A 23,239-nucleotide genomic window follows, 5' to 3' on the forward strand; every position below is an offset into this window, starting at 1 on the left:
TCATGCAGGATTCGCTGCGGATCACCGCCAGCAAGGTCGATCCGGGACTGCTCGCCCTCCCCTGGTCCACCACGCTCGCCAAGTGGCCGTCCGAGCACATCGTCTCGCTCCCCAAGGGGCTCTCCCGCCACCTCGTCCGGTTCGCCGACCTCTCGGGTCGCGTCGTCGCCGTCAAGGAGACCACTGCCGAGATGGCACAGCGCGAGTACGACATGCTGGGCAACCTCGCCCGGCTCGACGTACCGTGCGTCGACCGGGTCGCTGTGATCGCGGGGCGCACCGATGCCCATGGCGATCCCCTCCCCGCGGCACTGGTCACCTCGCACCTGCGCTTCTCGATGCCGTACCGTGCGCTGTTCACGCGCGTCCTGCGCCCGGACACCGCCAACCGTCTGGTCGACGCGCTCGCGCTGCTGCTCGTGCGCCTCCACAACGTGGGCTTCTACTGGGGCGACGTCTCCCTGTCGAACACCCTCTTCCGTCGTGATGCCGGGGCCTTCGCCGCCTATCTCGTCGACGCGGAGACCGGAGAGCTCCATGAGGAGGGTCTGACCGATGGGCAGCGCGCCTACGACCTCGACCTCGCTCGAACGAACATCGCCGGCGAGATCATGGACCTCGCCGCCGGCGGACGCCTCGAGCACGGGGTGGATGCGGTCGCGATCGCCGACGGCATCGTGTCGTCCTACCGCTCGCTCTGGGCCGAGCTCACCGCACAGGAGTCCTTCTCCGCCGCCGAGACGTGGCGCATCACCGAGCGCGTGGAACGGCTCAACGCCCTCGGATTCGACATCGATGAGATGTCGATGTCGACCACCGCGGACGGCACCGTCGTCGAGATCCAGCCGAAGGTCGTGGACGCCGGGCATCATCAGCGGCGCCTCATCCGTCTCACGGGGCTCGACGTGGAGGAGAACCAGGCACGACGGCTGCTCAACGACCTCGACGAGTTCCGCGCGCGCTCGACCAAGCAATGGGCGGACGAAGAGATGTACGCGCACGAGTGGCTCACCCGCGTGTTCGAGCCCGTCGTTCGCGCGATCCCCTACGAGCTGCGCGCCAAGCTCGAGCCGGCTGAGGTGTTCCACCAGGTGCTGGAACACCGCTGGTACCTGTCTCAGGCGGAAGGACGCTCGATCCCACTCGCCGAGGTGCTCACCAGCTACATCAACGAGGTGCTGCGCCACCGGCGCGACGAAGCCACCATCATGGGGCCGCCCACCGAGACGATGAGCCTTCCGGTGATCACCGGCGTGACCCCGGTGGCCGACGAGGATGAGGACGTCGACTGGCGCGACCTGGTCTGACCGCCCCTCCGCTCCCCGCGCACGGGTTGTCGGCGAGTGCGGGGGTAGTCGAGTGCACGGGTTGTCTTCGAGTGCACCGCCTGTTGACGCCAGCAAGCCGTGCGCTCGGCGAGCTCACGTGATCTCGACGCGGCCCGGCGGGCGTGGGGGGGGGGAGAGAGAGTGGGCGGAGCGTGGGGGTCAGTAGCCGACGGTGAAACGCTCGCGGTGGTGGTTGCCCTGCTCGATCTCGTCGACCACGGCGACGGCGAAATCGGCCCCGGAGATGTACGACTTGCCTTCGGCATCGCGGACGATCACATCGCCCCCGTCGCGATAGCGGCCGGTACGCTCGCCCTCCGCCCAAGGACCGAACACCTCAGCCGGATGGATGAAGAACCAGTCCAGTCCCGCGTCGGTCGCCTCGAGGAGCGCGAGCGAGTCGATCCCGACCTGCGCCTCGTGCCTGTACTCCTCGGGGAAGTCCTGATCGAACAGACGCGGGCCTCCGGGCGCCACCAGGCTTCCTCCGGCACCGCCGACCACGCCGAGACGGGTCGCCGTACCGGCGATCTGCTCGACGACGTTCGACAGCGCCTCGAGCGCACGGTCTTCCATGTCGCCGCGTGGAGAGAGCGCCGACACCACGGCATCCGCACCGACGAACGCGTCCGCGAGGGGCGCCAGGTCGAGCGCGGAGCCCTGCAGGTAGGCGGCTCCGGCCACCGGATCGGTCGGTTCCGAACGCGAGATCGCGATGACGGCGTGGCCACGACTCACCGCCTCCGTGACGATGTGGCGACCGGCGTACCCGGTCCCTCCGATCACGATGATGCGAGCCATGGTCAGCCTTCCCTCGGACGTCTAGTTCTTCTTCGCGGCGCGGAGCGACGCGACCTGGTACAGGGCGACGGATGTCGCGATACCGGCGTTCAGCGACTCGGTGGCCGCGGAGATCGGAATCGAGACGATCTGGTCACAGGTCTCGGACACCAGGCGCGACAGTCCCTTGCCCTCCGAGCCGACCACGATCACGACGGGACGATCGGCGAGCTGCAGCTCGGGGAGCGACACGTCGCCGTCACCGTCGAGACCGAGCACGAACACGCCCTGCTTCTTGAACTCCTTGAGCTGCGTGGTGAGGTTGGTCGCCAGCGCCACGGGGGTTCGGGCGACGGCTCCGGCGCTGGTCTTCCAAGCCGCCGAGTTGACGCCGGCCGAGCGACGCTGGGGAAGGATGACGCCCTGCCCGCCGAACGCCGCGGTGGAACGGATGATGGCGCCCAGGTTGCGGGGGTCGGTGATGCCGTCGAGGGCGACGAACAGGGGGACCTCTCCGCGGTCGATGACCTGCTCGAGCAGATCCTGCGGGTGCGCGTACTCGTACGGCGGCACCTTGATCGCGACGCCCTGGTGCACGCCGTCGAACCCGGCCATACGGTCGAGCTCCGGACGCGTGACCTCCATCACGGGGATGCCCCGATGCGTGGCGATCGAGAGCATCTCCTTCACGCGGTCGTCCATCTCGACGCGCTGCGCGATGTAGAACGCCGTCGCCGGAATCTTCGCCCGCAGTGCCTCGAGGACCGAGTTGCGACCCGTGACATTCTCGGTGTCGTCGCCCGCCTTGGCCTTCGGCGCACGGTTCCCCCCGCCACCGGAGCCCGGCCGACTGCCGCCGGGGCGTCCCTTGCCGCCCGTGGCGGCCGCGTAGCGCTCGGCTGCGGCCTTGCGCTTGCCCGCCGGGTGCCAGGCGCGGTCCTCTGCCTTCGGCGTCGGTCCCCGCCCCTCGAGCGCCTTGCGCCCGAGTCCGCCGGTGCCCTTGGTCGGGCCCTTCTTGTTTCCCTTGCTCGCGCCGGGGCGCCCTGGCTTAGCCATCGATACTCCAATGAGTTCCGGCCGGAGTGTCCTCCAGCGTGATTCCTGCGGCGGCGATCGCATCTCGGATGCGATCCGCCGCCGCCCAGTCCTTGTCAGCGCGTGCCTGAGCGCGCTGGGTGATCATCGTCTGGACGAGGGCGTCCAGAGCGGATTGCGAGGCGTCGGCCTTCGCCCCGGTTGTCCGTGTGAGGCCGAGGACGGAAGTCATCGCCAGCACGGCACGCAGCGCGTCGAGCGCGGCGGTGTCCTCCCCCGCGTCCAGCGCTGCGTTTCCCGCACGCACCGTCTCGTGCAGCACCGCGAGCGCCTGGGGCACGCCGAGGTCATCATCCATCGCCTCTGCGAACGCGGCGGGGAGGCTCTGCGACAGGAGGAACCCGATGCCCCCTCCGGCAACACGTGCGGCACGTTGCTGGAACGTGCCGATCCGGTTGAGAGCCGCCTCGGCCTCGGCCCACGACGAGTCGCCGAGGTCGAGGCTCGACCGGTAGTGGGCGGCGGCGAGTGCGTACCGCACCACCAGTGGATCGTGCGCGGCCAGCACATCGGCCGCCAACGTGAAGTTCCCCAACGACTTCGACATCTTCTGGCCGTCGACGGTCACGAGCCCGTTGTGCACCCAGTAGCGCGCGAAGCCGTCACCTGCTGCCGTCGACTGCGCGAGCTCGTTCTCGTGGTGCGGGAAGCGCAGGTCGAGCCCTCCCCCATGGATGTCGAACTCGGCGCCGAGATAGCGCTTCGACATCGCGGAGCATTCGATGTGCCATCCGGGCCGCCCGGATCCCCACGGCGACGCCCAGGTCGCATCGGCCGGCTCTTCGGGCTTGCTGCCCTTCCAGAGCGCGAAGTCCTGCGGGTTGCGCTTGCCCCGAGGGTCCGCATCCTCTGCGGCCTCCATGGCGTCGAGGGACTGATGGGTGAGCGATCCGTACTCCGCCCAGGAGCGCACGTCGAAGTACACGTCGCCGGAGCTGTCGGGCGCCGGGTAGGCGTGGCCGCGTTCGATCAGCACCGCGATGAGTTCCTGCATCTGCGGCACGGACGCCGTGGCCCGAGGCTCGTAGGTCGGCGGCAGGATGCCGACACCCGCATACGCCGCGTTGAACTCCTGCTCCATCCGGTACGCCAATGCCCACCACGGCTCGGAGTCCGTCGCGTTGGCGAGCACCTTGTCGTCGATGTCGGTGACGTTGCGCACGAACGTGACCCGACCGTGGCGGTACTCCAGCCAGCGGCGCAGCAGATCGAAGCTCAGAGCGGCCCGGACGTGCCCGATGTGGGGCCCCGACTGCACCGTGGGTCCACACACGTACATCGTGATGTTCTCGGGATCGAGAGGCACGAAGTCGCGCAGCTGCTGCGCGCGGGTGTCGTAGAGGCGGACTGTCACCGCTCAAGCCTACTCGGCGACCGCTGAGCGCCAGCCCCCGCAGCGTTATTCGCCGTCCGATATGACGTTCGGCGACCGACCGGGAGGCCTCCTCCCCTGATCGTCAGCCTTCTCTGGGACCGGTGGGGATCACCGACGCGATGGCCGTCACCGCGATGCCCTCGCCCCGCCCGGGGAATCCGAGCCCGTCCGTCGTCGTCGCGGTCACCGTCACCGGGGCACCGAGGACAGCGGACAGAACGCCCTCGGCCTCTGCCCGTCGAGGGCTGAAACGCGGCCGATTGCCCTGGAACTGCACCGAGACGTTGCCGATGTCGAATCCGGCTCCAGCAAGGAGCTCGCGGGTGCGGGCGAGGAAGACGTCGGCGTGCGCGCCGGCGTACTCGGGGTGCGAGGTGCCGAAGTGCTCCCCGATGTCGCCGAGACCCGCGGCCCCGAGGAGCGCGTCGACCATCGCGTGAGCGACGGCGTCTCCGTCCGAATGACCGGACAGCGGCTGCTCCCCCTCCCATTCGAGCCCGGCGAGCCACAGGTTCCCTTCGCCGCCGAAAGCGTGGACATCCGTCCCGATGCCCACGCGGGGGATGCCGGATGCTGCGGCTCTCGTGCCGAGCAGATGCCGGGCACGCTCGAGGTCGGCCGGCGTGGTGATCTTGAAAGCCCGCTCGGAGCCCCCGATGTAGCGCACGGGATGACCCGCCGCAGCGAACAGCGCCGCATCGTCGGTGTACTCGGTGCCACCGTCGCGTGCCGCGGCGTACGCGGACTCGAGCAGCGTCCTCGGGAACCCCTGCGGCGTCTGCGCCGCGGCGAGTTCGGAACGGTCGACGGCGGCGACGACGACACCGTCCACGACCTTCTTGAGGGTGTCGACGACGGGCAGCGCCGGGATCACGCCGACATCTGCCGTCACCGACGCGGCGACCGCATCGATCTGCGTCGGAGGGGTGAGAGCGCGCGCCGCATCGTGCACCAGCACCGTCTCGACGTCACCCCAGAGCGCGGCGAGACCCGCCGCGACCGACTGCTGTCTGGTCGCACCGCCCATGACCACACGCCCGAGGTCGGCCCGTTCGCCGGCGGCCTCTCGAAGCTCTGTCTCGGCGTCGCCCTCCCACCCTTCCGGGGCGACCACGATGACCTGGGCCGGGGCCGCGGCGAAGACGCCGTCGAGCGCATGGCGAAGGATGGGACGGGCATCGATACCGACGAAGGCCTTCGGGGCGCGTGCGCCCAGACGCGTGCCTGAGCCGGCGGCGACGACGATGATCGCGGTACGCGGGACGGGGAGGATGGTCACAGCATCACGTTACCGGCGAAGACGACGAAAGGCGGATGCCGAAGCACCCGCCTTTCGTCGTGGAACAGCTCAGGACGCGAGGACCTCGTCGAGCAGTGCGCCCGCCTTGTCCTCGTCGGTCTTCTCGGCGAGCGCCAGCTCGGAGATGAGGATCTGACGAGCCTTCGCCAGCATCCGCTTCTCACCCGCGGAGAGTCCGCGGTCCTGGTCACGACGCCACAGGTCGCGAACGACTTCGCTCACCTTGATCACATCGCCGGAGGCGAGCTTCTCGAGGTTCGCCTTGTACCGACGCGACCAGTTCGTGGGCTCTTCTGTGAAGGGTGCTCGCAGCACCTCGAAAACATGATCGAGGCCTTCCTTGCCGATGACGTCACGAACGCCGACCAGGTCGACATTCTCCGCGGGGACCTCAATGATGAGATCGCCCTGGGTGACATTGAGCTTCAGGTATTTCTTCGCCTCACCCTTGATGATGCGCTCTTTGACCTCGATGATGGTCGCAGCGCCATGGTGGGGATAGACGACGGTCTCGCCAACCTCAAAAAGCATAAAAACGTGTCCTTTCGGCAACCTCAAGGATACCACAGGGGTCATGCGCTAAGGTTCGCGCCTCCGGTGCCGCAGGAGCCCTCACGACTTACGCATAGAATGGATGCGGATATCCCCGCCGGACCTCAGGAGGACCCGTGAAATCGCGCCTTGTTGCGTCTGCAGCCCTCAGCGCCCTCGTTCTGCTCGGTGCGACCGGGTGCACGTTCATCACCCCGCAGTCCACCAAGACCGAGTACGCCGCGTCCGACGGAGTGAACGTGTCCGACGCCGACGGCCCGATCGACGTGCGCAACGCCCTCGTGGTTGCCACCGAAGACGGCTCGGTCGGGAACTTCGTCGCCGCCATCGTGAACCCCTCCGAGGAGAAGGCGACCCTGACGATCACCGTCGAGGGCCTGGATCCGCTCGTCGTCACCGTCCCCGCAGGGGGCACGGTGAGCCTGGGCGCGGATGAGGAGCCGCTGCGCATCGTCGGCCTCGACACCAAGCCCGGCGCCACGGTGGAGATGCACTTCCAGTCCGGAGACTCCACCGGCGTCAAGACCGAGGTGCCCGTACTCGACGGCACTCTCCCGTACTACGCAGACTTGGTCCCCTCCGAGAAGGAGTCGACCACTCGCCCGACACCCCTGCCGACCGACACGGCAGCTCCGGCGCCCGCGAACTGACGCGTCACCGCATCGAGAAGAGGCCGGCACCCCCGCAGGGTGCCGGCCTCTTCTCCGTTCCGTCTGAGGATCAGCCTTCGAAGCGATACCCCAGACCTCGGACGGTGACGAGCATGACCGGCTCGCTCGGGTTCTCCTCGATGCGCGAGCGGATGCGCTTGATGTGCACGTCGAGGGTCTTGGTGTCGCCGAAGTAGTCACTCCCCCAGACCCGGTCGATGAGCTGACCGCGGGTCAGGACGCGTCCGGAGTTGCGCATCAGGACCTCGAGCAGCTCGAACTCCTTCAACGGCATGTTGATCTGCGCGCCGGCGACGGAGACGGTATGCCGGTCGATGTCGAGCGAGACCCGCCCGCCGTCGAGCACGCGCTCGTCGAGCTCACCCTCGGCCTGCACGACCCGACGCAGCACGGCACGCATGCGTGCGAGCAGCTCGCGGGACGAGTAGGGCTTCGTGATGTAGTCGTCGGCGCCGAGCTCGAGGCCCACGACGATGTCCACCTCGGAGTCCTTCGCTGTGAGCATGATGATGGGCACGGCCGAGGTGGACCGGATCTGTCGGCACACCTCGGTGCCCGGCATCCCCGGAAGCATGAGGTCGAGCAGCACGATGTCGGCACCGCGCTCCCGGAAAGCCGCGAGAGCGCCGGGGCCGTCCTCGGCGATCTCCACCTCGTAACCCTCACGCCGGAGCAGGTACGCGAGCGGGTCGGCGAGGTCGGGCTCGTCTTCGACGAGAAGGATTCGGGTCATGCTCTCTCTCCGTTTCGAACGCGCGCGGACGACGCGGCCTTGGCCGCCTTGCGCGCACGCTTCTTCTTGCTCTTCTTGCCCGCGTCGAGGTTGTCGAGGGCCTCGATCCGGGGAAGACGGATCGTGAACGTGGAGCCCCGGCCCGGACGGGACCACAGCCGCACCTCTCCGCCGTGCCGCTGCGTCGCGTGCTTGACGATGGAGAGCCCGAGACCGGTACCCCCGGTGCGCCGGGAGCGGGCTTCATCCGCACGGTAGAACCGTTCGAAGATGCGCTCGCGATCGGCTTCGGCGATACCGATGCCCTGGTCGGACACGGCGATCTCGACCACGCCCGCCTCCGCCCGCACGCCGACTCCGACGCGGGAGCCGCGGGGCGAGTACACGATCGCGTTGGCGATCAGGTTGCCGACCGCCTCGATCAGGATCTGCGCGTCGCCGCGCACGAACACGCCGCGGTCCCCGCCTCTGGCGAGCTCGACGCCGGCGGAATCCGCCTGCACGACATGGGCCTCGATCGAGGAGGCGATCACCTCGTCGATCGCGACGGGACCGACCTTCGTCAGGCCGTCCTCGGCCTGCAGCCGGGACAGGCTCATGATGCGCCCGGTGAGCTGCCCGAGTCTTCCGGCCTCGGCGGAGATGCGTGCGGCGAAGATGCGCACCTGCGCGGGATCGTCGGCCGCCGACTCGATGGCCTCGGCGAGAAGGCTCACGGCGCCCACGGGGGTCTTCAGCTCGTGACTGGTGTTCGCCACGAAGTCGCGGCGCATCTGGTCGAGTCGTTCTTGCTCGGTGACGTCGCGGATGATCAGCAGCACCAGGCGGGTGCCGATCACGCTGGCACGGGCCGAGACCAGACGGGGGTCGAGACTCAGTCCCCCACGTGTGATGCGCATCGACTCGGTGACGGAGCCGCCCGCTTCCCGGACGCCGCGCACCAGTTGGCGGAGCTCCGGGTGGTCGAGCGTCGAGCCGACCTCGATGCCGAAACGCGTCGCGGCCTGCGAGGAAGCCAGCACGAGGCCGGAGGTGTCGACGATCGCCGCGGCATCGTCCATGCTGTGCAGGACGTCGGTGATGCCGGCCGGGATCGCCAGCGACGTCTCCTCCTGCACCCGCGCCCGTGCACGGTATGCCCACACCACGAGGAGGGAGAGGCCGACGCCGATCACCAGCCCGATGGCGAGCGAAGACAGCGCGAGCTGCGGCAAGGTCATGACACAAGCGTAGAGTGCGTTCACCGTCCGTCCGGCGGGTTTCCGCGCCCTGGCGGGAACAGGAGAAGTACTATTCACGTGCTGGGCACCGTTCGTTAACCTTCGAAGCAGACAATCGCTTCGGGCTTGTGCGGGAGCACAGACCTGCTCTCGTGCGGACGACCCGCCGTCTCGCGCTGACACAGCCGAGATCCGAATGAAAGGTTGCGCCCCAACATGCGCGAAGTCTTCCACCAGTCCCTCGAGGACCTTCAGAATCGTCTCGTCGAGATCGCCGACCTCGTCACGGTCTCGATCGACAAGGCCACCAGGGCGTTCGCGACGAGCGACGTGGCCCTGGCCGAGGAGGTCATCGCCGACGACGCGAAGATCGACGAGCTGGCCGTCGCCCTCGACGAGCAGGCCATCGAGATCCTCGCCCGCCAGCAGCCGGTCGCCCGCGACCTGCGCATCGTGGTCACGGCTCTGCGCGTGAGCGCCTCGCTCGAGCGCATGGGCGACATGTCGGAGCACATCGCCCAGCTCGCCCGTCTCCGCTTCCCCGAGCGCGCCATCCCGAAGGGCCTCAAGGGCACCTTCGTGAAGATGGGCGAGCTCGACGTCGAGGTCGCCCGCACGCTCTCCGAGCTGCTGCGCACCCAGGACCTGCGCTTCGCCGACGCCATCCGCAACGCGGACGACGACGTCGACGAGCTGCACGCCACCGTCTTCGAGAAGGTTCTCAGCGACAACTGGAAGGGCGAGGCCACGGCGACCGTCGATGCCACGCTCGCCAGCCGCTACCACGAGCGCTTCGCGGACCACGCGGTGGCCGTCGCGAAGAAGGTCGTCTACCTCGCCACGGGCGATTGGGCCGTCGAGGAGGAGGACATCCCCCTCGCCGTCGAGCAGCAGGAGCTGGGCCAGCAGGAGTTCGGCCACGCCTGACCCGCACATCGAGAAACGCCGAAGCCCCCGATGCGTGCGCATCGGGGGCTTCGGCGTTCCGAGCGGAAGCTCTTACTTCTTGCCCTGCACCGCGACGGCGGCGGCGCCGGCGGCGGCGGCCTCGGGGTCGAGGTAACGGCCGGGTCCGGTGGGGACGTTGTTCTCGTCCAGCTCGTAGACCAGCGGGATGCCGGTCGGGATGTTCAGCTCGGCGATGTCGTCGTCGCTGATGCCCTCGAGGTGCTTCACGAGACCACGCAGCGAGTTGCCGTGCGCTGTGACGAGCACGGTCTTGCCGGCTTCGAGGTCGGGGACGATCGCGCTCTCCCAGTACGGCAGCAGACGGTCGATGACGAGCTTGAGCGACTCGGTGCGCGGCACTTCGCCATCGATCCCCGCGTAGCGGACGTCGTTCACCTGGCTGAACTCGCTCTCGTCGTCGAGCACGGGCGGCGGCACGTCGAACGAGCGGCGCCACAGCTGGAACTGCTCGGGACCGAACTCCTCGAGCGTCTGCGCCTTGTCCTTGCCCTGGAGCGCACCGTAGTGGCGCTCGTTGAGGCGCCACGAGCGGGTCACCGGGATCCACAGCCGGTCGGCGGCATCGAGCGCGATGTTCGCGGTCTGGATGGCGCGGCTCAGCAGCGAGGTGTGCAGCACGTCGGGGAGGATGCCGGACTCGGCCAGCAGCTCACCACCGCGGCGGGCCTCCTTCTCGCCCTGCGCGTTGAGGCGGACGTCCACCCAACCGGTGAACAGGTTCAGTTCGTTCCACTCGCTCCGGCCGTGGCGGAGCAGGATGAGGGTGCGCGTCGCAGTCATGCCGTCAGTTTATCCGCCCGGGGCACGGCACCCGATTCGGATGCTGGGAGGATGGAGACATGGCGTCATCTCCCCTCGGTCGGCCGACCCGCGGCACCACGGGGACCAACCGACTGCGACGCAACGATCGCTGGATCGCGGCGAGCGCCGCGTTGCGGCGGGCATCCGATCCGCTGGTCGTCGACCTCGGCTACGGCGCCAGCGGCGTCACCGCCTTCGAGCTCGCGACCCGCCTGGTCCGGGCGCGCGACGACGTCGAGGTGCGCGGCCTGGAGATCGACCCCGCGCGCGTCGCGACCGCCGACTCCCAGCTCGCCGAGGTGCGTGCGGGGCGAACGCCGTTCGCTCCCGATCTGCCCGTCTCCTTCGCGCGCGGCGGCTTCGAGGTTCCGCTCCCCGAGGGACGCACGGCCGCGGTGATCCGCGCCATGAACGTGCTGCGGCAGTACGACGAGCAGGACGTCGCGGATGCCTGGTCCCTGATGGCTTCCCGCCTGGCCCCTGGCGGCCTGCTGTTCGAGGGGACCTGTGACGAGATCGGCCGGGTGTCGAGCTGGATCGACGTGGATGCGCACGCTGCGCCGCTGCGCTTCACGATCTCCCTGCGTCTCGCCGATCTGGAGCGCCCGAGCATCGTCGCCGAGCGTCTGCCGAAGGCGCTGATCCACCGCAACGTCCCGGGCGAGCGCATCCATTCCCTGCTCGTCGATCTCGATCGGGAGTGGGACCGCGCGGCTCCGCTTTCGACGTTCGGCGCCACGCAGCGCTTCCTCGCCGCCGTGGGCGCACTCCGGGACCAGGGATGGCCGGTGCTCGGCGGACGCACTCGGTGGCGCCTGGGCGAGCTCACACTGCCCTGGTCCGCGGTCGCCCCGCTCCCCGCCTGAGTTCAGCTTCCGGCGCCGGAGACGGAATCGCGCGGGTCCGGTGCCGTGGGTCGGCGAGACAGACGGGTGAGGCGCGGGATATCTGCGGTGGCCCCCGCGTCAGCCGGCACGATCACCTGCTGCGAGGCGGCGATGTCGATGCCGTCCGCACGCACCACCAGATCCCCGACCGGCGCGCGCCGCGACAGGATCGCGAGAGCGATGGGACCGTCTTCGTGGTGACGCGCGACCGAGGTCAGGTGCCCGACCTCGTCGTCGCCGGCGTACACCGGCGCGCCCGGCTCGGGAAGCACCGCATCGCTGCCATCGAGGTGGAGGGCGGCCAGACGGCGGGGCGGGTGACCGAGATTGTGCACCTTCGCGACCGTCTCCTGTCCGCGGTAGCAGCCCTTGTTCAGGTGCACCGCGCTGCGGATCCAGTCGGACTCGTGCGGCAGCGAACGCTCGTCGACCTCTGTCGTCCAGCGCGGGCGCCAGGCAGCCACGCGCAGTGCCTCGGCGGCGAGGAGACCGGCGAGCGCCTCCCGATCGAGGGACGCGGCGAGGGCCTCAGCCCCGTCCGCGGACAGGATCGCCACCCGCCACGCATAGTCGGCCGCCGGATGCTCGATGACCTCGGAGTACTGGTGTCCGCCGACGCTGATCCGCTGCCACGGGTCGGCCCAGACGAGAGCGATGCCGTGCGGCGAGGCTGCGGCGGCGGCGGCCGCCGCAGCGACGACACCGCCGTCGATGAACCCGACCGGCACGAGGTCGGCGCGGATGTCGACGGTGGCCTGGGTGCGGAACTTCATGCGCGTCAGCCAGCCGGCGAGCGCCTCGGCGTCTCCCGCATCCGCGATGAGCCATGTGGATGCACCGTCGTCGATGACGCCGGCCGCGTGTTCCACCCGGCCCTGCGGGTCGAGAACCAGAAGCTCGGTGCTTTCTCCGGGGGCGAGCCGTCCGACGGCCTGCGAGGTGATCGAATCGAGCCAGCTCAGCCGTTCGGGACCCGCGACCTCGATCACGGTGCGGTCGCCGAGGGGCGCGAGGGCCGCGCCGTCGGCGAGACGCCGCTGCTCACGGAACGCATCGCCGAAGTGCGCGATCAGATCGCCGTCGGCGACGGCACCGTCGATCCCGCCGAAGACGGACATCTCAGACCTTGGCCAGTCGAGCCGACGCATGGGAGCGCAGCGGGGTGCCGAGGGCGGCGATGTCCCAGGCCCACAGCAGGTGACCGTCGACGAGGCCGTACATGCGCGAAGACGCCGTGTGCACCTTCGCACCGGCACTGCGCACGACGGCGTCCGAGCCGATGTCGATGCGCGGACCGTTGATCTCGCCGATGTACAACTCGAGGGCGCCGTCGGCGTGCGCGAGCGAGACCTCGATGGGGAATCCGCCGCTCGGCGCGCGCAGCTCCTCCACGTCGTCGACCGTGCGTGCGACGGCGGGCGCGGTCGGAGGCAGCAGCGCGGGACCGGGATCCGCGGCCGTGGCCGGGCGCGCCAGACGCCAGAAGCCTGTCTCGGCCAGCAACGCCGCGGCGGGGGCGCCCTCTTCCGTGAGGAACGTGGCCGTGCCGGAGTAGTTCAGGAACGGACCCCCGTCATGGCTGAAGCTGATCCGGTGCGTGAACTCGCCCTGCAGGCGGTCTTCGCCCACCGGGTAGTCGATGACACCTGTTCCCTCCCAGACGCCGATCAGCCACGCGAACGGGACGAGATCGGCCGGAAGGTCGACGGGCAGTTCGAGCATCGTCGCGTCAGCGCTGGCCGCGGAAGAGGTTGCGCAGCACCACTGCCGAGACGAAGACGATAGCGAGGCTCGCGAGGCCCAGCAGGCCGATGAAGAAGATTTCGAGCGCCATGAGGTCCATGTGCTCCACCTTACCGCGCCGCGCCGGTGTCAGGACGGGATCAGCGCTGCGAGACCGAATCCGACCGAGATGATGCCCATCAGCAGCAGACCGCCGATCACGCTCCCCGCCACCCGGAAGATGAAACCCTGCGTGCGCCCGTACCAGAGCTGCACGGCGAAGGACAGGAGCACGACGCCGCCGAACCCGACCAGCAGCCAGGACACGCGCCATTCCTCCGGCACGAAGATGCCGATGGCGACGGTGGCGAGGAACGCGGTGGCCCAGACGACGAGCACACCGACGAACGCGTTGCGCGGTGCGAGTGCGGGATCCGTCATGTCTCCATTGTTGCGCATCGCTCCCGGTATCATGGCGGCACGACGTCGATCCGCGTCTGTGAGGAGTGCGCGTGGCCCAGGTGCTGGTTCTGACCAACGCTCCGCTCTCCGAGCAGGTGCTCCCCGCGCTCGAGCTGCTGAGCCACCGCGCGCGCCAGATACCCGCAGAGCCCTCGCAACTGGTCAACGCCCCCGAGTACGACGTCGTGATCGTCGATGGCCGTCACGACCTGGTCGCCGCGAAGTCGCTGTGCCGCCTGCTGCGAACCGCCGGGCAGGATGCGCCGCTGCTCCTCGTCGTCACGGAAGGCGGGATGAGCGCGCTGTCGGGAGACTGGGGCATCGACGATGTCCTGCTCTCCACGGCGGGGCCCGCGGAGATCGACGCCCGACTCCGTCTCGCCCTCGCCCGACGCGACGAGGTCGCCGAGCCCGCGCGCGTGCAGGCATCCGGCGTCACGATCGATGAGCAGTCCTACTCCGCCAAACTGCGCGGCAGGCCTCTGGATCTCACCTACAAGGAGTTCCAGCTTCTGCACTTCCTGGCGACGCACCCCGCTCGCGTGTTCACCCGCGAGCAGTTGCTCAGCGAGGTCTGGGGGTACGACTATTTCGGGGGCACCCGCACGGTCGACGTGCATGTGCGACGGCTCAGGGCGAAGCTCGGCGACCAGGAGCAGATCATCGGCACCGTGCGCAACGTCGGCTACCGCTTCAACGTCAACGAGGATGAGGGCCTCGCCAGCGCGGGCTGACGATCGACTCCGTTCACACGGGCGTCACCTCTCGGTGCTTAGATGTACCCCATGATCGATCCCGCACTCGCCGACGCCGGGCTGGGTGACGCCGAAGACGACGACTTCGACGCCATCGAGTCCTACGACTCCCAGCTCCCGGACCACCGCTACCTGGATCGCGAGCTCAGCTGGCTCGCCTTCAACCAGCGCGTGCTCGAGCTCGCCGAGGATCCCTCGCTTCCCGAACTCGAACGTGCCAACTTCCTGGCGATCTTCGCGAGCAACCTCGACGAGTTCTTCATGGTGCGCGTCGCGGGCCTCAAGCGCCGCATCATGACCGGCCTCGCGGTGCCCACGAACATCGGCCGCTCCCCCGTCGACGCGCTCGCCGACATCTCGCGCGAGGCGCATGCCCTGCAGCTGCGGCACGCGGATGCCTGGACCTCGCTCGTGCGTCCGGCTCTGGCCGAATCCGGCGTGGAGATCACCGAGTGGTCCGAGCTCACGGACGGCGAGCGCTCCGCGCTGTCGGAGTACTTCGGAGCCCAGGTCTTCCCTGTGCTGATGCCGCTCGCCGTGGATCCGGCGCATCCGTTCCCCTACATCTCGGGGCTGTCGCTGAACCTCGCGATCCGCATCCGCAACGCCCGCACCGGACGGCAGGAGTTCGCTCGGCTCAAGGTGCCGCCCATGCTCCCGCGCTTCGTCGAGGTTCCGGGAGGCGGCGAGATCAAGCGCTTCCTGCGCTTGGAGGAGCTCATCGCCAATCATCTGGGCGATCTGTTCCCCGGCATGGAGGTGCTCGACCACCACGCGTTCCGTCTGACGCGCAACGAGGACGTGGAGATCGAGGAGGACGAGAGCGAGAACCTCATCCAGGCACTCGAGGCCGAGCTGCTGCGTCGACGTTTCGGTCCGCCGATCCGTCTCGAGATCACCGACGACATGGATGATGTCACGATGGACCTGCTGGTCCGCGAACTCGACATCACCGACCTCGAGGTCTACCGGCTTCCCGGGCCGCTCGACCTGCGCGGTCTGTTCGACCTGTCCCGCATCGATCGCCCCGACCTGCGGTATCCGCCGCACCTGCCGACCACCGCCGTGGCCTTCCAGCCCGCGGGATCGAGCAACCGGGCGGACATCTTCAAGGCGATCCGCAAGTCGGACGTGCTGGTGCACCACCCGTACGAGTCGTTCACCACGAGCGTGCAGGCGTTCCTCGAGCAGGCGGCCCGTGACCCGCACGTGCTCGCCATCAAGCAGACCCTCTACCGCACCTCCGGCGACAGCCCCATCGTGCAGGCGCTCATCGACGCGGCGGAGGCGGGCAAGCAGGTGCTGGCCCTCGTCGAGGTGAAGGCCCGCTTCGACGAGGCGAACAACATCGTCTGGGCGCGCAAGCTCGAGAAGGCCGGCGTGCACGTGGTCTACGGCCTCGTCGGGCTCAAGACCCACTGCAAACTCGCGCTCGTCATCCGCGAGGAAGACGGCAAGCTGCAGCACTACTCCCATGTCGGCACCGGAAACTACAACCCGAAGACCAGCCGTATCTACGAGGACTTCGGGTTGTTCACCGCCGACGCGCAGGTCGGCAAGGACCTGACACGACTCTTCAACGAGCTCAGCGGCTACGCGATCGAGAAGAAGTTCAAGCGCCTCCTGGTCGCGCCCCTGCACCTGCGCAAGGGCCTGGTCCGCCAGATCGATGCCGAGCGGAAGAACGCCGAGGCGGGGATTCCCGCGCACATCCGCATCAAGGTGAACTCGATGGTGGACGAGGAGATCATCGACGCGCTCTACCGTGCGAGCGCGGCGGGTGTGAAGGTCGACGTCTGGGTGCGCGGTATCTGCAGTCTCCGCACCGACCTCGACGGGATCAGCGACAACATCACGGTGCGCAGCATCCTCGGTCGATACCTGGAGCACTCGCGCATCTTCGCCTTCGAGAACGGCGGCGATCCTCAGGTGTACATCGGCAGTGCCGACATGATGCACCGCAACCTCGACCGCCGCGTGGAGGCCCTGGTGCGCGTCACCGACCCCGCCCACCTCAAGGAACTCGGAACGTTCTTCGACCTGGCGATGGATGCCGGCACGACCTCGTGGCATCTCGGTGCAGGAGGGGTCTGGGAGCGCCACGCCGTCGACGCGGAGGGCAAGCCCCTGATCGACCTGCAGGATAAGACCATGGGCTTGATCCAGCGGCGCCGTCGCGCGCGGGCGGTCCGATGAACACGCGGCAACTGCAGCTCCCGGTCGGCACCACGACGAACTCGAAGTGGACGGACAAGGCCGTGTACGCGGCGGGAGCCGTGGTGTGGCGCCTCGTCGAGGGCAAGCTGCGCATCCTGCTGATCCACCGCACCAAGTACCGCGACATCACGCTTCCCAAGGGCAAGGTCGATCCTGGGGAGATGCTCGCCGAGACAGCCGTGCGCGAGGTGCAGGAGGAGACCGGCATCCGGGTCTCGCTCGGGGTCTCGGTCGGTGTGAGCCGCTATCACCTGGCGTCGCAGAAGCAGAAGGTCGTGCACTACTGGGCCGCAGAGGCGACCGACGCCGCGATCCGGGAGTCGACGTTCGTTCCCAACCGGGAGATCGCTGCGCTCGAGTGGGTGAGCGTGAAGAAGGCGAGAGCGCGCCTGAGCTACCCCGTCGACCTCGAGATCCTCGACTTCTTCTCCAACCTCGTCGACGACGGTGTGCTGCGCACCTTCCCGGTGATCGCCCTGCGGCATGCGAAGGCGACGCCCCGCTCGGAGTGGGACGGGTCGGATGCCTCACGGCCACTCACCGACCGCGGACGGAAGCAGGCGAAGTCGATCGTGGGACCGCTGCGCGCTTTCGGCGTGCGCAGGATCGTGACGAGCGACGCGGTGCGGTGCGTGGAGACGATCACTCCTCTCGCTCGCGCACTCGATCGCAAGCCCGTGAAGACGGAGAAGATCAGCCAGGACGCTTGGGAGGACGGCGAGTCCGATCTGCGCGCGGTCATCGGTCGCCGCATCCGCGCCGGCAAGCCTGCAGTGCTGTGCAGCCACGGGCCGGTGCTTCCGGGTCTGCTCTCCGAGATCGCCCTGGCCACAGGCACCATCCAGGGGTCGTATCTCAGCAGTGCCGCAGACCTCGAGCCGGCCGCGTTCTCGGTCGTGCATCTGTCGGCCACGAACCCCGGATCCGGGATCATCGCGATCGAGACGCACATCCCCAAGGTCTGACGTCCCCTGATTTCTCGCGGGAGCACCCCAGAGAGTCGCCCGTCGTTCACCTGCCGTTCACCTGCTCGGGAGAGTCTCGTTAACCGTCGCCCATAGCGTCACTGTGTGCCCTGCACCGGGCCCCACCCATTCCAGATCGAAGGATCCACAGTGAAGATCTCCCGAATCGCACGAATCGGCGCCATCGGCGCCGTCGCCGCCCTCGCACTCGCCGGCTGTGCCGCGAACGAAGCAGGCACCGGTTCCACCGACGAGCCCACCTCCAGCACCGCCGCCGTCAGCGGTTCCCTGGTCGGCGCGGGCGCCTCCTCGCAGCAGGTCGCCATCCAGGCATGGACCGCCGAGTTCCAGAAGACCAACCCCGACGCCCAGGTCGAGTACGACCCGCAGGGCTCGGGCGGTGGCCGCGAGTCCTTCCAGCAGGGCGCGGTCAACTTCGCCGGCTCGGACCGCGCGTTCAAGACCGACGAGATCTCGGCCGGCGGCTTCGGCGCGTGCGTCGACGGCTCCGACCTCATCGAGATCCCCGCATACATCTCGCCGATCGCCATCGTCTTCTCGCTCGACGGCGTGGACGAGCTGAACCTCGACCCCGAGACCATCGCGTCGATCTTCGCCGGCAAGATCACCAACTGGAACGACCCGGCGATCGCCAAGGACAACCCCGACGCCAAGCTCCCCGATCTCGCCATCACGCCCGTCCACCGCTCCGACAAGTCGGGCACCACGGGCAACTTCACCGACTACCTGGCGCAGACCGCCGGCGACGTGTGGACCGCGGGCAGCGTCGAGGAGTGGCCGGCCGACCTCGCCGGAGAGTCCGCCGAGAAGACCTCGGGCGTCGCCAACGCCGTCAAGGGTGGACAGGGCCTCATCGGCTACATCGACTCCTCGCAGGCCGCCGACTTCGCGTCGGTGAACGTCAAGGTCGGCGACAAGTTCGTGCCGCACTCGGCCGAAGGTGCCGCCGCCACGCTCGACGCCTCGAAGATCGAGGAAGGCCGCACCGACGGCGACCTCGCCTTCGCGATCGACCGCACCACCACCGCCGACGGCGCGTACCCCGTGCTCCTCGTCAGCTACCTCATCGGCTGCGCCGAGTACGAGGACGAGAACGTCGCCGCGCTGACCAAGGCGTTCTTCACCACCGCGATCAGCGCCGAGGGCCAGGACGCCGCCGCGACCAACGCCGGCAGCGCCCCGATCTCGGACGACCTGCGCACGCAGGCTCAGGCTGCGATCGACCTCATCAAGTGAGCCAGTGACGGTCTCCGGGATGCCGCGCGGCATCCCGGAGACCGTCTGCTCGCGTCAGACACCCGATCTCCACTGAGCAGGAAGCAGCTCCCATGACAGCCACGACCTCGCCGGCGTCGACGCGCATCGTCGCGAAGAAGCGCGCCGGTGACCTCTGGTTCTCCGGAACGGCGGTCGCCGCCGGATCCATGATCATGATCACGCTGGCCGCGGTCGCGATCTTCCTCATCGTGCAGTCCATTCCGGCCTTCACCGCGACAGCCGAGGATGCCTCGCTCCTCAAGACGAACTTCTGGGACTACGTCGGCCCACTCCTGTTCGGCACGGTCTGGGCCGCCTTCCTGGCCCTCCTGCTCGCCGTGCCGCTCTCGCTCGGCGTCGCCCTGTTCATCACGCACTACGCACCGCGGCGGCTCGCTCAGGGCCTGGGCTACGTGGTCGACCTGCTGGCCGCCGTCCCCTCGGTCGTGTTCGGCCTCTGGGGAATCCTCGTCCTGGCTCCCGCTGTGCAGCCCATCTACGTCTGGCTGAACACGAACGCCTCCTGGATCCCGTTCTTCGACGGCGTCGTCTCCCCCACCGGACGGACGATCCTGACCGCCGCGATGGTGCTCGCCGTCATGGTCGTCCCGATCATCACGGCCATCTGCCGCGAGATCTTCCTGCAGACCCCTCGCCTTCACGAGGAGGCCGCCCTCGCCCTCGGCGCCACCCGCTGGGAGATGGTGCGGATGGCCGTTCTTCCCTTCGGCCGTTCCGGCATCGTCTCCGCCTCCATGCTCGGCCTCGGCCGTGCGCTCGGCGAGACCATGGCCGTCGCGATGGTGCTCTCGGTGAGCAAGGCCGTCACCTTCGAACTGCTCACCTCCACGAACCCCTCCACGATCGCAGCGAACATCGCGCTGACGTTCCCCGAGGCGTACCAGGTCAACATCAACATCCTCATCGCGACCGGTCTGATCCTGTTCGTCGTGACGTTCGCGGTGAACGCTCTCGCACGCTGGTTCGTGAACCGCCGCAAGGAATTCTCGGGAGCGAACTGACATGACCGTTACCGCCCCTGAATCGTCTCGCACGGCGAGCGCGGCCCCCACCCAGCTGTCGCTCAGCTCGGGACACCTCCCCCGCTGGTCGCCGTGGGCGCTCCTCGCCCTCTCCCTCCTCATCGGCTTCACGCCCTTCGCTCTCGAGGCCCTCGCCAGCGGATCCGACCTCAACATCGCCGGCTCCGTCGTTCTCGGCGCGGTCATCTACCTGGTGCTCATCTACGTGATGTCGCGCATCATCGAAGGCTCCAGGAAGGCGCTGGACCGCCTGATCACCGGAATCGTGACCTCGGCGTTCGCCATCGCGATGGTGCCGCTGGTGTCCGTCGCGATCACCGTGGTCGCCAACGGCGTCGCCCGTTTCGACGGACTGTTCTTCTCGTCATCGATGCGCGGAGTGCTCGGTGAAGGCGGCGGCGCCCTGCACGCCATCATCGGCACGCTCCTGGTCACCCTCGCCGCCGCGATCATTTCGATCCCGATCGGTCTGATGACGGCCGTCTACCTCGTCGAATACGGCAAGGGCGGCCGGATGGCCCGCACCATCACCTTCCTCGTCGATGTCATGACGGGAATCCCGTCGATCGTCGCCGGTCTGTTCGCCTACGCCGTCTTCGCGCTGATCTTCGGACCCGGCGTGCGCATGGGCATCGCGGGCTCGGTCGCGTTGGCCGTGCTCATGATCCCCGTCGTCGTGCGCTCCACCGAGGAGATGCTGCGACTGGTGCCGAACGAGCTGCGCGAAGCGTCGTACGCGCTCGGGGTGCCGAAATGGCTCACGATCGTCAAGGTGGTCCTCCCGACCTCGATCGCCGGCATCACCACGGGTGTCATGCTCGCCATCTCGCGCGTGATCGGAGAGACCGCGCCCCTGCTGCTGACGGCCGGCTTCACCGACGCGATGAACTACAACCTGTTCAGCGGACGCATGCAGACGCTCCCGGTGTTCACGTACTCGCAGTACGCGTACCAGGGCATCCCCGCTGAGGCATACGTGGAGCGGGCCTGGGCCGCAGCCCTGACGCTCATCATCATCGTCATGCTGCTCAACCTGATCGCGCGCCTCGTCGCGAAGATCTTCGCACCCAAGACCGGCCGCTGAGCCTCGACCCGACAAGCAAGGAACTGCAGTGTCCAAGAGCATTGAAGTCAACGACCTGAACGTCTACTACGGCGACTTCCTCGCCGTGGAGGGCGTCTCCCTCGACATCCAGCCGCGCAGCGTCACCGCGTTCATCGGCCCCTCCGGCTGCGGCAAGTCCACCTTCCTGCGCACGCTCAACCGCATGCACGAGGTCATCCCCGGTGCCCGCGTCGAGGGCGAGGTGCTGCTCGACGGCAAGGACCTCTACGGCCCCGGCATCGACCCGGTGCTCGTCCGGCGCCAGGTGGGCATGGTCTTCCAGCGTCCGAATCCGTTCCCCACGATGTCGATCAAGGAGAACGTCCTCGCCGGCGTGAAGCTCAACAACAGCCGCATGTCGAAGAGCGATCAGGATGCCCTGGTCGAGAAGTCGCTCACCGGTGCGAATCTGTGGAACGAGGTCAAGGACCGCCTCGACAAGCCCGGTTCCGGCCTCTCCGGCGGTCAGCAGCAGCGTCTGTGCATCGCCCGTGCGATCGCCGTCTCGCCGCAGGTGCTGCTGATGGACGAGCCCTGCTCGGCTCTCGACCCCATCTCGACGTACGCGATCGAGGAGCTGATCGGCGAGCTGAAGAACGAGTTCACGATCGTGATCGTGACGCACAACATGCAGCAGGCGAGCCGCGTGTCGGACAAGACCGCGTTCTTCAACATCGCGGGCACCGGCAAGCCCGGAAAGCTGATCGAATACGACGACACGACCTCGATCTTCACGACACCGTCGGTGCAGGCCACCGAGGACTACGTCTCCGGCCGCTTCGGTTGAGCGCTGGGTCCCTGCTGCTGCACCCCTGCTGCTTCTTCGCCAAAACCCAGATCACTTGAGTCGCCGACGGCGTGTCACCTGTTGACACGCCGTCGCGTCGTTCGTGCGGTGCGTTCCGGCGAAGCGCTGCGACCTCGCCAGGGCGTCTATGCGCTCCCCGACACCGCGGAGGCCTGGGTGCATGCGGCCTCTCACGGAGGCACGATCCGATGTGCGCGAGCCGCAGCGGAGCATGGGCTCGAGGCGGGCGTGCGTGGGAGGGTGGGCGGGTGGGATCAGTCGCGCGGCGAGAGCAGGTAGCGGTTCAGCGCGGCCGTGAGCGTGCGGTCGACCGGAAGGGAGACGCCATCGACGGCGGTGATCGCCGCGGCGAGGCGCACGCTCGACACGAGCCACGCGGCGTCCGCCTGCGGAAGGTCGGTTGCCGGGATGCGGTCGTACCCGACGTCGAAACCCTGGGCGGCGAGGTGCTCGTACACGCTGAGCTGCGTCGTACCGTGCAGGATGCCACCCGTCGGAGCCGGCGTCACGAAACGGTCGCCGAAGCGGAGGATCAGGGAAGCCGTCGGAGCCTCCAGCACGAAGCCGTCGCTCGAGAGGAAGATCGCATCGTCCGCACCACGCCGGTGCGCCTCGCGCAGGGCCGCCATGTTCACGGCGTACGACAGCGTCTTCGCTCCCAGCAGCAGCCACGGAGCCCGCTCCGCTGCACCCAGGTCGTACCCGCGGTCGAGCGTCACGACGCGCACACCATGCTCTCGCACGGCGGAGAAATCGGAGGCCGGAGCCGCGGTCACCCATGCCGTCGGAGTGGGCCCGTGCTCGACTCCGCGGCTGAGGATGAGCTTGATGACGGACTCGCCCGCTCCGAGCTGTGCAGCCGCCTGATCGACCGCCTGCCGCCATTGCATGAGATTCGGGACCGGAAGGTCGCACAGCCGTGCCGAGTGGGCGAGGCGTTCCAGGTGCGGGACGACCTCCTGCGCGTGCCCGTCGATCACGCCGATCGACTCGAACACCCCGTCACCGCGCTGTGTGCTCAGCTCCCCCACACTGAGCGCGGGGGCGGCGGCGTCCACCTGCGTGAAGGTCTCGGAGAAGTCGCTGCGCTGTTCGTCGGCGGCGACGGGATCGATCATGAGTGCGAAGCGCCCGGTCATGATCCGAGCCTAGAGGGCGGGAATACCGTCCGCC

The 23,239-nt window shown here is 68.5% G+C and carries 23 protein-coding genes; 11 read left to right on the top strand and 12 right to left on the bottom strand.

Annotation, left to right across the window (positions count from 1 at the left end):
- The first annotated feature begins 2 nt into the window (after positions 1–2).
- Entirely contained in the window at positions 3–1,307 is a 1,305-nt protein-coding gene (locus tag ABDC25_RS13955; RefSeq protein WP_029258683.1) for a DUF4032 domain-containing protein, read from the top strand.
- Positions 1,308–1,487: 180 nt separating this feature from the next.
- Here the strand turns inward: ABDC25_RS13955 and ABDC25_RS13960 are convergent, their stop codons facing one another.
- The 5 genes from ABDC25_RS13960 to ABDC25_RS13980 all read right to left on the bottom strand — a co-directional run bounded on the left by ABDC25_RS13960 (position 1,488) and on the right by ABDC25_RS13980 (position 6,409).
- Positions 1,488–2,129 carry an NAD(P)H-binding protein gene (locus ABDC25_RS13960; protein WP_347123244.1) on the bottom strand — a complete coding sequence of 214 codons (642 nt, stop codon included), beginning with the start codon at positions 2,127–2,129 and terminating at the stop codon, positions 1,488–1,490.
- 21 nt (positions 2,130–2,150) lie between these two features.
- Positions 2,151–3,164, bottom strand: a complete 1,014-nt coding sequence (gene rlmB, locus ABDC25_RS13965) for a 23S rRNA (guanosine(2251)-2'-O)-methyltransferase RlmB (protein WP_021199087.1) — start codon at positions 3,162–3,164, stop codon at positions 2,151–2,153.
- Positions 3,157–4,557, bottom strand: coding sequence for a cysteine--tRNA ligase (gene cysS, locus ABDC25_RS13970; RefSeq protein WP_347123247.1), 1,401 nt, complete (start codon positions 4,555–4,557; stop codon positions 3,157–3,159). The genes rlmB and cysS overlap by 8 nt, the downstream gene beginning before the upstream one ends.
- 103 nt (positions 4,558–4,660) lie before the next feature.
- Entirely contained in the window at positions 4,661–5,857 is a 1,197-nt protein-coding gene (gene ispD, locus ABDC25_RS13975) for a 2-C-methyl-D-erythritol 4-phosphate cytidylyltransferase (protein ID WP_347123249.1), read from the bottom strand.
- A gap of 69 nt (positions 5,858–5,926) precedes the next feature.
- Positions 5,927–6,409 carry a CarD family transcriptional regulator gene (locus ABDC25_RS13980; RefSeq protein ID WP_017201416.1) on the bottom strand — a complete coding sequence of 161 codons (483 nt, stop codon included), beginning with the start codon at positions 6,407–6,409 and terminating at the stop codon, positions 5,927–5,929.
- 137 nt (positions 6,410–6,546) lie between these two features.
- Between ABDC25_RS13980 and ABDC25_RS13985 the strand changes: the two genes are divergently transcribed.
- Entirely contained in the window at positions 6,547–7,080 is a 534-nt protein-coding gene (locus ABDC25_RS13985) for a DNA modification methylase (RefSeq protein ID WP_347123251.1), read from the top strand.
- Positions 7,081–7,150: 70 nt separating this feature from the next.
- Here ABDC25_RS13985 and ABDC25_RS13990 read toward each other — a convergent pair whose 3' ends face one another.
- Together ABDC25_RS13990 and ABDC25_RS13995 are read right to left on the bottom strand one after the other, a co-directional pair.
- On the bottom strand, positions 7,151–7,834 hold the full coding sequence (locus tag ABDC25_RS13990) for a response regulator transcription factor (protein WP_021199091.1): 684 nt from the start codon (positions 7,832–7,834) through the stop codon (positions 7,151–7,153).
- Entirely contained in the window at positions 7,831–9,054 is a 1,224-nt protein-coding gene (locus ABDC25_RS13995) for an ATP-binding protein (RefSeq protein WP_167255732.1), read from the bottom strand. Before ABDC25_RS13995 ends, ABDC25_RS13990 begins: the two co-directional genes overlap by 4 nt.
- Positions 9,055–9,270: 216 nt before the next feature.
- Between ABDC25_RS13995 and phoU the strand changes: the two genes are divergently transcribed.
- Positions 9,271–9,981, top strand: coding sequence for a phosphate signaling complex protein PhoU (gene phoU / locus ABDC25_RS14000; protein ID WP_021199093.1), 711 nt, complete (start codon positions 9,271–9,273; stop codon positions 9,979–9,981).
- Between the two features lie 72 nt (positions 9,982–10,053).
- Here the strand turns inward: phoU and ABDC25_RS14005 are convergent, their stop codons facing one another.
- Positions 10,054–10,803, bottom strand: coding sequence for a phosphoglyceromutase (locus ABDC25_RS14005; protein WP_347123254.1), 750 nt, complete (start codon positions 10,801–10,803; stop codon positions 10,054–10,056).
- Positions 10,804–10,862: 59 nt separating this feature from the next.
- On the opposite strand from ABDC25_RS14005, the gene ABDC25_RS14010 reads away from it, so the two are divergent.
- A complete protein-coding gene (locus tag ABDC25_RS14010; RefSeq protein ID WP_021199095.1) occupies positions 10,863–11,690 on the top strand; it encodes a class I SAM-dependent methyltransferase in 828 nt (275 codons plus the stop codon).
- 2 nt (positions 11,691–11,692) lie between these two features.
- On the opposite strand, the gene ABDC25_RS14015 is transcribed toward ABDC25_RS14010, so the two are convergent.
- From ABDC25_RS14015 to ABDC25_RS14025, 3 genes are all read right to left on the bottom strand, one after another.
- Positions 11,693–12,829 (bottom strand): folate-binding protein, encoded by a 1,137-nt coding sequence (locus ABDC25_RS14015; protein ID WP_347123256.1) that lies wholly within the window; start codon positions 12,827–12,829, stop codon positions 11,693–11,695.
- Position 12,830: 1 nt separating this feature from the next.
- Positions 12,831–13,433 (bottom strand): FABP family protein, encoded by a 603-nt coding sequence (locus tag ABDC25_RS14020; protein ID WP_322954493.1) that lies wholly within the window; start codon positions 13,431–13,433, stop codon positions 12,831–12,833.
- A gap of 150 nt (positions 13,434–13,583) precedes the next feature.
- Positions 13,584–13,874 (bottom strand): hypothetical protein, encoded by a 291-nt coding sequence (locus ABDC25_RS14025; RefSeq protein ID WP_021199098.1) that lies wholly within the window; start codon positions 13,872–13,874, stop codon positions 13,584–13,586.
- A gap of 71 nt (positions 13,875–13,945) precedes the next feature.
- Between ABDC25_RS14025 and ABDC25_RS14030 the strand changes: the two genes are divergently transcribed.
- The 7 genes from ABDC25_RS14030 to pstB all read left to right on the top strand — a co-directional run bounded on the left by ABDC25_RS14030 (position 13,946) and on the right by pstB (position 22,045).
- On the top strand, positions 13,946–14,629 hold the full coding sequence (locus ABDC25_RS14030) for a response regulator transcription factor (protein ID WP_021199099.1): 684 nt from the start codon (positions 13,946–13,948) through the stop codon (positions 14,627–14,629).
- 51 nt (positions 14,630–14,680) lie between these two features.
- Positions 14,681–16,846: an RNA degradosome polyphosphate kinase gene (locus ABDC25_RS14035; protein ID WP_029258690.1), complete on the top strand. Its 2,166-nt coding sequence runs from the start codon at positions 14,681–14,683 to the stop codon at positions 16,844–16,846.
- Positions 16,843–17,832, top strand: a complete 990-nt coding sequence (locus ABDC25_RS14040; RefSeq protein ID WP_021199101.1) for an NUDIX hydrolase — start codon at positions 16,843–16,845, stop codon at positions 17,830–17,832. The genes ABDC25_RS14035 and ABDC25_RS14040 overlap by 4 nt, the downstream gene beginning before the upstream one ends.
- Positions 17,833–17,982: 150 nt before the next feature.
- Positions 17,983–19,089: a phosphate ABC transporter substrate-binding protein PstS gene (pstS, locus tag ABDC25_RS14045; protein ID WP_021199102.1), complete on the top strand. Its 1,107-nt coding sequence runs from the start codon at positions 17,983–17,985 to the stop codon at positions 19,087–19,089.
- Positions 19,090–19,181: 92 nt separating this feature from the next.
- Positions 19,182–20,132 (top strand): phosphate ABC transporter permease subunit PstC, encoded by a 951-nt coding sequence (gene pstC / locus ABDC25_RS14050; protein ID WP_021199103.1) that lies wholly within the window; start codon positions 19,182–19,184, stop codon positions 20,130–20,132.
- A gap of 1 nt (position 20,133) precedes the next feature.
- Complete coding sequence (gene pstA / locus ABDC25_RS14055) at positions 20,134–21,237, top strand: phosphate ABC transporter permease PstA (protein ID WP_029267231.1); 1,104 nt, start codon at positions 20,134–20,136, stop codon at positions 21,235–21,237.
- 28 nt (positions 21,238–21,265) lie between these two features.
- Positions 21,266–22,045: a phosphate ABC transporter ATP-binding protein PstB gene (pstB, locus tag ABDC25_RS14060; protein WP_017828973.1), complete on the top strand. Its 780-nt coding sequence runs from the start codon at positions 21,266–21,268 to the stop codon at positions 22,043–22,045.
- Between the two features lie 275 nt (positions 22,046–22,320).
- Here pstB and ABDC25_RS14065 read toward each other — a convergent pair whose 3' ends face one another.
- Entirely contained in the window at positions 22,321–23,205 is an 885-nt protein-coding gene (locus ABDC25_RS14065) for an aminodeoxychorismate lyase (protein ID WP_021199105.1), read from the bottom strand.
- Positions 23,206–23,239: the final 34 nt, after the last annotated feature.

Origin of the sequence: Microbacterium sp. SY138, from assembly GCF_039729145.1 — a bacterium.
GTDB lineage: Bacteria > Actinomycetota > Actinomycetes > Actinomycetales > Microbacteriaceae > Microbacterium > Microbacterium maritypicum_A.